Source organism: Candidatus Poribacteria bacterium (genome assembly GCA_026706025.1).
Taxonomy (GTDB): Bacteria; Poribacteria; WGA-4E; order WGA-4E; family WGA-3G; genus WGA-3G.
The window spans coordinates 19,931-27,327 of sequence record JAPOZO010000015.1 but is presented as its reverse complement, the minus strand read 5'-3'; the positions used below and the strand labels follow the sequence as shown (position 1 = coordinate 27,327).

The following is a 7,397-nucleotide window of genomic DNA, read 5'->3' as shown; positions in this document are numbered from 1 at the left end:
GCCCGTGAATACCGCGAATTTGTCACGGATATGGATAGAGCAGATCCCGAGAGTCTCCATATCATTGGAACGTATGAAGGTATGTCAAAAAAGCCCATCAGCCCAGAATCAATTCCGACGTTTGAAGATAGGCTTAGTCTCGGTCGCGATTTCAACGCTGCAGCAGTAGATTTGCTGTTGCTAATGCTATTTTTCGCTGTTTTTCTGTCTGGAGCGTTCCTTGCATTTGTGCGCGTTGAAGTTTAGCGTGTAGTTTTCAAGTTCCGGTTCAATTGTATTCTCCTAAATCTTATGTTATAATATATCCTGTTGCTTAACAAGGATGCTTGTTTCTAACACCGTTTAGTCCTTGTAACAACTGTGGTCAAAGAGTCCATTATACCCTAATAATATTCAGGAGATTCTCTTATGCGAAATCTGTGGGGACCCTACAAACTTATGTTGGCTCTACTCATATTCGTTTTCTTTTCCTCAGCAGCGCAGGATACTAAAGCCGAAAAGGATACAGAAATGGAAAAAGATCGAATCCAAATCTATAAAGAAAACCCGCGTTACTGGCAGTATAAAGGCAAACCGATTTTGCTCATCGGTGGTTCAGTCGAAGACAATCTATTTCAGATTCCTAACCTCAAAGCACATCTTGAATTGTTGAAGTCAGTCGGTGGTAACTATGTGCGATCGACGATGAGTTGGGTTGATGAAGGCGATGTGCCACCCTTCAAAAAAGTCGGCGACGGCTATGACTTAAATCAGTGGAACGACGAATTTTGGAACCGTTTTCGGAACTTCATCACGTGGACCCACGAGATGGATATTATCGTCCAAATCGAGGTATGGGCGACCTTCAACTATTATCGAGAGCCTTGGGATGCCAATCCGTTCAACCCAAAAAATAACAGCAATTACACAGTAGAAGAGACAGGGTTACCCACTGCTGTTAACAGCCATCCAGTTGCAACAGGGAACAACTTTTTCTGGTCTGTTCCGAAAGAGCGCAATCAGGAAATCGTCTTGAAATATCAGGAAAAATTTGTAGATAAACTACTCGCTGAAACGTTTCCGTATGGACATATACTCTACTGCATGGACAACGAAACTGCCGTCACGGCTGCATGGGGTGAATACTGGGCAACATATATCCAGAAGCAAGCAGCAGAAGCAGGACGCGTCGTCGAAACTACGGAAATGTGGGACCCGTGGGATCTATCCGATGATAAGCATAAAGCGACGTTTGACCATCCTGAAACCTATTCCTTTTGTGATATATCACAGAATAACCACCAGAAACGGCAGCGGCATTGGGATAACGCTCAGAAAATTCGAGCAAAACTCTCACCGATCCGACCCATCAATAATATTAAAATTTACGGTGCTGATGGCGGACGGTTCGGCAGTACACAAGATGGGTTGGAGCGGTTTTGGCGAAATATCTTCGGTGGATTTGCATCGGCACGGTTCCACCGTCCCGATAGCGGTGTTGGTTTGAACAAAACGGCGCAAGCGCATATCAAAAGTATGCGAAACATCACAGACGAAATGGATATTTTTACGTGCGAACCTCATAATGGCTTGCTTTCTAACAGGGCAGAGAACGAAGCGTATACCTTCGCAAATCCAGGGCAAGAATACGCTGTCTATTTTCCGAATGGCGGTTCGGTTGATATCAACTTGGGTGTTGGTGAAGCGGTAGACACAAAATCGGGAACGATCAGATGGCTAAATATCAGCAAAAGCGAATGGGGACAAGAAGAGGAAATTCACTTCAGTGGTAGTATAACCGTGTCTGCTCCGACTGAAGACCATTGGGCAGTTTTGATCCAATTAAAATAAGGCGAAATAAGGTTTGAAATTATAGAGTTGAGCAGCCAACTTCCATTATATCTGTAGTAAAACCAGTGGTAGGCGCGGTTTTAAACCGCGCCTACGCTATTGTATGAATAAACATTTACACGATCCGCGTAATTAATCCTGCCAACTTCTAATTCAGAAAATATTCTATTTTTTTTGCATTCACCTGAATCTTGTGATATAATATATAGCGTTGCTTAACGAGGGAATTTGTTCTAACACCATTTTCATTTTATCGGAGCAACCGTCATGTTTAAACGTCGGCTCAACCAATTCAAACATGAAAATGTGGGAATGTTTGACCTCGCATCCATCGGGATAACGCTTGCGCTCGCGATCTGCATCGGTTATTTCGGGGGTAAGTGGATCGGTGGAAAATTAGGCAATGCAGCAGTCGGATCGTACATCGGTTTCGGACTGGGGGTCGCCGCTGGATTCATGGAAATGTTTCGGTCAGTGGCGCGCTGGAACCGGCGACTTGAAGCTATAGAAAAACAACGTCGTTCGACTTCCGAACAAGCACAAGGCACTGGACAAGAATAACATCCGAGAGCGGGGATTCTGGCAGCCTAATCCGCTGTCCTTTTGACAAAGGAGTCGCACTTACAATGGGTCCCGTTTTGGAGTTTGGCGACCGAACTATCCGCCATATTTACATCTTGACAATCTGCCTTACCGTCGTGATTGCGGCAGTCCTTTTAGGATTCAAACGCCCCGCGCTCCCGAGTTTCTTGATTGGAAGTGCTATCAGCCTGAGTCTATTCTGGTCGCTCGAATTTGCTGTTCGGCGACTCGTTCGGCCCGGGAAATCGAAGCGCACGAAGTCCTTGCTCGGCTTTATCGCACTCGGTAAATATACAGTGCTCGGCGGACTTCTCTATCTCCTCTTCAAAATGGAGTGGATGAATATATACGCGCTGGCTGGGGGGATTGCTTTAGTACAAGGTGCCATCATTATCAAAGCGATCAGCTTGATAATGAACATCCGTTCAAATAAGGACCCCAATGAGTCTTGAGGTGGAACTTACCAATTACCTCAAATGCGGAGGCACCCGACACCATCCCCATATTTAAAAGACATTCACAACAAAACATGAAAAAACTATCGTTTATCTGCTTGGTTGCTGGACTCAGTTTGGCAATAGTAGCTGGGAGTTTCGCAGCCGACAACGGTCACCGTAGTTTGCTCTATCCGATTTCACAGATCTTACCGGATGAGATGATCCCTGAACCGACGCGGTGGCATCAACCCGATCTAATTCCCAATACATACTTTGCTGTTCTCGTCTTAGTACTGTTTTTTATCTTGGCTACTCGGAAGTTGAAACGGATACCTGAAGGGAAAGGGCAAACGCTGTTAGAGGTATTTGTCGGCGGTATTATGGACTTCTTCGGCGGGATTTTAGGCGACCACGGCAAAAAGTATGTTCCCTTTGTTGGCTCCTTCTTCATCTTCATTCTCTTCCTGAACTATCTCGGAGTTATTCCGGGGCTTCAACCTCCAACAGCAGATTTGAATACAACGCTCGCGCTCGGGATAACCGCCGTATTAGGCGTTCAAATTATCGCTATTAAAGAGAACGGGATAGGCGGTTATCTGAAACATTTAGCCGGTAACCCACCGTGGTTAGGTGTTTTGATGTTCCCGCTTGAAGTGGTCGCTCAGTTATCACGCGCCGGTTCGCTGGCTGTCCGTCTTTTCGGGAACATCTTTGGCGAGAAAGCGGTTGTTATTGAACTGACAAAACTCGGACTTATCGTGCTGATTGCGGATGCTATACCGATTATTCCGGTGCAAGTGCCTATGCTGTTTTTCGGGCTATTTGCTGGCTTCCTGCAAGCATTCGTTTTTACTATTTTAACATCTATCTACATCGTGCTGTTCATAGAACACCATGACGACGCGCATGAAGCGCATCACTAATTTCTGGGGTTTGTAGGAGCGGGGTTACCCTGTCCCTACAAGTCCGTATCCGTCCAAGGAGGACATTCATGATTTATCTAGCAGTGTTGGCGTTTGGCGTGACTTTAGGATTGCCGATCGCCGTCATTTTCGCCTCAAGAGCACAAGGAAGTGCAACAAGCACTGCTCTTGAAGGGATATCACGTCAACCTGATTCCGCACCGCAGATCCAGACTGCGATGATTATCGGTTTGGCACTCATCGAATCGCTCGTTATCTATGCGCTTTTAATGTTCTTTATCTTGCAGGCAAAACTCCCGGAAGGTCAAATCCTGCAAAATATGATTGATGCAGACGCGAGACGAGTCACGACAGATGACGGTACCGGAAGATAACCTTTGACTGAAGACGGGCGGCGAGGCTTGCAACCCGAGACGAAATTAGATGTGTCGAAATTGCAAGTTCATGTTGATACGTTACGTCTTCAGTTCGCACAACAGAGTACAGTAATCTTATGCGAAACATTATATATAGGCTTTCACTTTGCAAGGGACGCTACCGGACATTTTACGGATGCTGCCTCATCTTAATGGGGATGTACGCCAATAGTGCGTTCGCTGCCGAGGCTCCTGCTGAAGGAGGGCTTCTTGCGCTGCTTGGCATTGATCCGAAGACGATTATCATCCAAACTATCGGTTTTCTGGTCGTGCTCGCCGTGCTTTGGAAGTTTGTTTTCGGCAAGGTCGGAGGGCTCTTAGAAGACCGCAGATCTGAAATCACTTCGCAGATAGAACAATTGCGGGTTGATCGTGAAGAGTTGGACAGGCTCACCGCAGAGACGCGTCAACGCTTAGCCGATATTGAGACCGAAGCGCAAACTAAAATCCAAACTGCGATTGAACAAGGGAACACCGAACGTCAGGACATCCTCACACTGGCGCGACAAGAAGCAGAGGATGAAGTCGCGAGAGCCAGAGCCGAGATTCAACGTGAAAAAGACGAAGCCATCTCCGAACTGCGAGGGGTCGTCGCTGAACTCGCAATTGATGCTGCCAGCAAGATTATAAGCGAAGAACTCAACCCAGAGAGGCATCAGCACATTATTGACGCATCCATTAGTAGGTTGCCAGCAGATCCGCGTTAGTCGTTTTTTAATGATTGAGGGTTCGCGCCGATTTTTCCGATGTCAAATCGGAGTTCTGGTTAATTCCAACCATATCGACGTTAATTAACTTGCGTAGAACTGCTTTGGCGAGACTTACAAACGTTTTACAATTACTAAAACGTTCAGATGAGCGTGGCATAAGAAAAAAAAGGTAAAACGAACTATGAGAGACATTCGGGTTGCGAAACCTTACGCCCGTGCCTTATACGATGCGGCGTTAGAACAAGGTGCTTTGGACGCTATCACCGCAGATATGGACAAGCTGCAAGGATTAATCGAACGATCTGTGGAACTCACGCAATTAGTTCATAGCCCTATATTGTCTCCACAATTTAAAAGCGAGACGTTTCAGCAGCTTTTCGCAGACGCGATGCAGCCTCTGACGATTAACTTCTTCAAACTACTTGCATCAAAGCAGCGTGAACGTTACCTCATCGCAATTATAGATGCCTTTTCAGCAATTGTTGACGAAGCTGCTGGTAGGCTCGTCGCAAAAGTGACGACCGCTGTGCCTATAACACCGGAGCAAGAGGAACGACTCACACAGCAATTAAGCGCGTATTCGGGAAAACAGGTGCGATTGGAAACTACAACTGATGCACAGATTGAAGGCGGCTTCATCGTACAATTAGATGACACTGTTTTTGATGCAAGTGTCGCATCACAACTCCAACGCCTGAAGCAACAACTCGCGAAAGGGTAATAGTTATTGGTGATCAGTTGTCAGAGTCGTCAGTCGTCAGTTTGCCTCGCAGTGAGAGTTAAAGAGGTGGACTGTGGCAGTAAGTAACCCGAAAAGCAACCGCCACAAGAAATTAACTGATAACCGAGAACTGATAACTACTGAAAACCGAAGACTGATAACTACTCCTCACAGAGGACTGAAAATATGGCAAGAGAAGTCCGACCGGACGAAATATCAAATATCCTTAAACAACAACTGCAACAGTTTGAACAGGACGTGGATGTCTATGATTCCGGCACTGTGCTGGAGGTAGGCGATGGTATCGCGCGCGTGTATGGGCTTGCGAATGCCATGGCGAGCGAAATGATCGAATTCCCTAATGACATCTACGGCATTGCTTTCAACCTCGAAGAAGATAACGTCGGTTGCGTCCTGTTCGGCGAAGACCAACTCATACACGAAGGCGATACCGCCAAACGGACAGGGCGACTCGCCGAAGTCCCTGTCGGTGAGGCACTCCTCGGACGAATTGTCGATGCACTCGGTCAACCTATTGATGGTTTGGGTGATATTGAAACTGAACATCGACTGCCGGTTGAACGGAAGGGGTTGGGCATTGTCGAACGGCAACCCGTTAGCGAACCACTTTACACAGGTTTAAAAGCGATTGACAGTTTGACACCCATTGGGCGCGGTCAACGGGAACTCATTATCGGGGACCGGCGAACCGGCAAAACCGCAATCGCCATAGACGCTATTCTGAGTCAGAAAAACACAGATGTCTACTGTATTTATGTCGCTATCGGTCAAAAAGGGTCTACGCTGGCACAAGTTGCCAATACCCTTCGCGAACATAATGCAATGGAATATACGACCATCGTCGCTGCCGCCGCAAGTGAGCCATCACCCCTTCAGTACATCGCGCCCTATTCAGGCACTTCAATGGGTGAATACTTCAGCAATAACGGCAAACACGCGCTTATCATATACGATGACTTGACAAAACACGCCTGGGCATATCGACAAATGTCACTGCTTTCACGAAGACCCCCAGGTCGCGAAGCATACCCCGGCGATGTCTTCTATCTACACTCTCGTCTCTTAGAACGCTCCGCAAAACTTAGTGACGAATTAGGCGGTGGTTCCCTCACTGCCCTGCCAATCATCGAAATCTTTGAAGGCGACTTGACGACCTACATCCCTACAAACGTTATCTCTATCACCGATGGACAGATATACCTCACAACGGATCTGTTTAACCAAGGTGTAAGACCGGCAATTGATGTCGGACTATCTGTTTCGCGGGTCGGTGGAGATGCGCAAGTCAAAGCCATGAAATCGGATGAGGTTGCGGGTACCCTTAAACTTGACCTTGCGAGTTTCCGAGAAGTGGCTGCCTTTGCACAGTTCGGGTCTGACTTGGACGCATTAACGCAATCTATGCTCCTACGCGGCACACGGCTCGTGGAATTGCTGAAACAACCGCAATACGAACCGATGCCTGTTGAGCGGGAAGTCACATCTATTTTCTGTGGTACGAACGGCTACTTGGATGATGTTCCTGAAGCGGAAGTGGCTCGGTTTGAATCCGAATTTCTACAATACCTTGACAGGAATCATGCTGAACTCCTCTCAGAAATCGCAGAGACAGGCTTACTCAGTGATGAACTCCTTGAGACCTTGCACACTGCTGTTAAGACTTTCAAGGAGAACTGGAGTGAAGCACCCGCATCAACACCGGGACAAGAGGACGCACACACTGAATCAGAGGACGCGCCCACAGAAGGTGAGTAACT

9 protein-coding genes are annotated in these 7,397 nt (G+C 47.1%); all 9 read left to right on the top strand.

The window, feature by feature from the left end:
• Nucleotides 1-246 (top strand): hypothetical protein (locus tag OXH00_03665; protein ID MCY3740098.1); only part of this gene is annotated, 246 nt, incomplete at its 5' end.
• Between the two features lie 162 nt (nt 247-408).
• A complete protein-coding gene (locus OXH00_03660; protein MCY3740097.1) occupies nt 409-1,830 on the top strand; it encodes a hypothetical protein in 1,422 nt (473 codons plus the stop codon).
• A gap of 267 nt (nt 1,831-2,097) precedes the next feature.
• On the top strand, nt 2,098-2,391 hold the full coding sequence (locus OXH00_03655; GenBank protein MCY3740096.1) for an AtpZ/AtpI family protein: 294 nt from the start codon (nt 2,098-2,100) through the stop codon (nt 2,389-2,391).
• A 65-nt stretch (nt 2,392-2,456) separates the two neighbouring features.
• Nucleotides 2,457-2,864: an ATP synthase subunit I gene (locus OXH00_03650; GenBank protein ID MCY3740095.1), complete on the top strand. Its 408-nt coding sequence runs from the start codon at nt 2,457-2,459 to the stop codon at nt 2,862-2,864.
• Between the two features lie 77 nt (nt 2,865-2,941).
• The gene (atpB, locus tag OXH00_03645) at nt 2,942-3,772 is read left to right on the top strand and encodes a F0F1 ATP synthase subunit A (GenBank protein ID MCY3740094.1); all 831 of its coding nucleotides are present in this window, start codon (nt 2,942-2,944) and stop codon (nt 3,770-3,772) included.
• 68 nt (nt 3,773-3,840) lie between these two features.
• The gene (locus OXH00_03640) at nt 3,841-4,146 is read left to right on the top strand and encodes an ATP synthase F0 subunit C (protein MCY3740093.1); all 306 of its coding nucleotides are present in this window, start codon (nt 3,841-3,843) and stop codon (nt 4,144-4,146) included.
• 119 nt (nt 4,147-4,265) lie between these two features.
• Nucleotides 4,266-4,895 (top strand): F0F1 ATP synthase subunit B, encoded by a 630-nt coding sequence (gene atpF / locus OXH00_03635; protein ID MCY3740092.1) that lies wholly within the window; start codon nt 4,266-4,268, stop codon nt 4,893-4,895.
• A 184-nt stretch (nt 4,896-5,079) separates the two neighbouring features.
• On the top strand, nt 5,080-5,619 hold the full coding sequence (gene atpH, locus OXH00_03630; protein MCY3740091.1) for an ATP synthase F1 subunit delta: 540 nt from the start codon (nt 5,080-5,082) through the stop codon (nt 5,617-5,619).
• A gap of 186 nt (nt 5,620-5,805) precedes the next feature.
• Nucleotides 5,806-7,395, top strand: coding sequence for a F0F1 ATP synthase subunit alpha (gene atpA / locus OXH00_03625; GenBank protein MCY3740090.1), 1,590 nt, complete (start codon nt 5,806-5,808; stop codon nt 7,393-7,395).
• Nucleotides 7,396-7,397 lie beyond the last annotated feature (2 nt).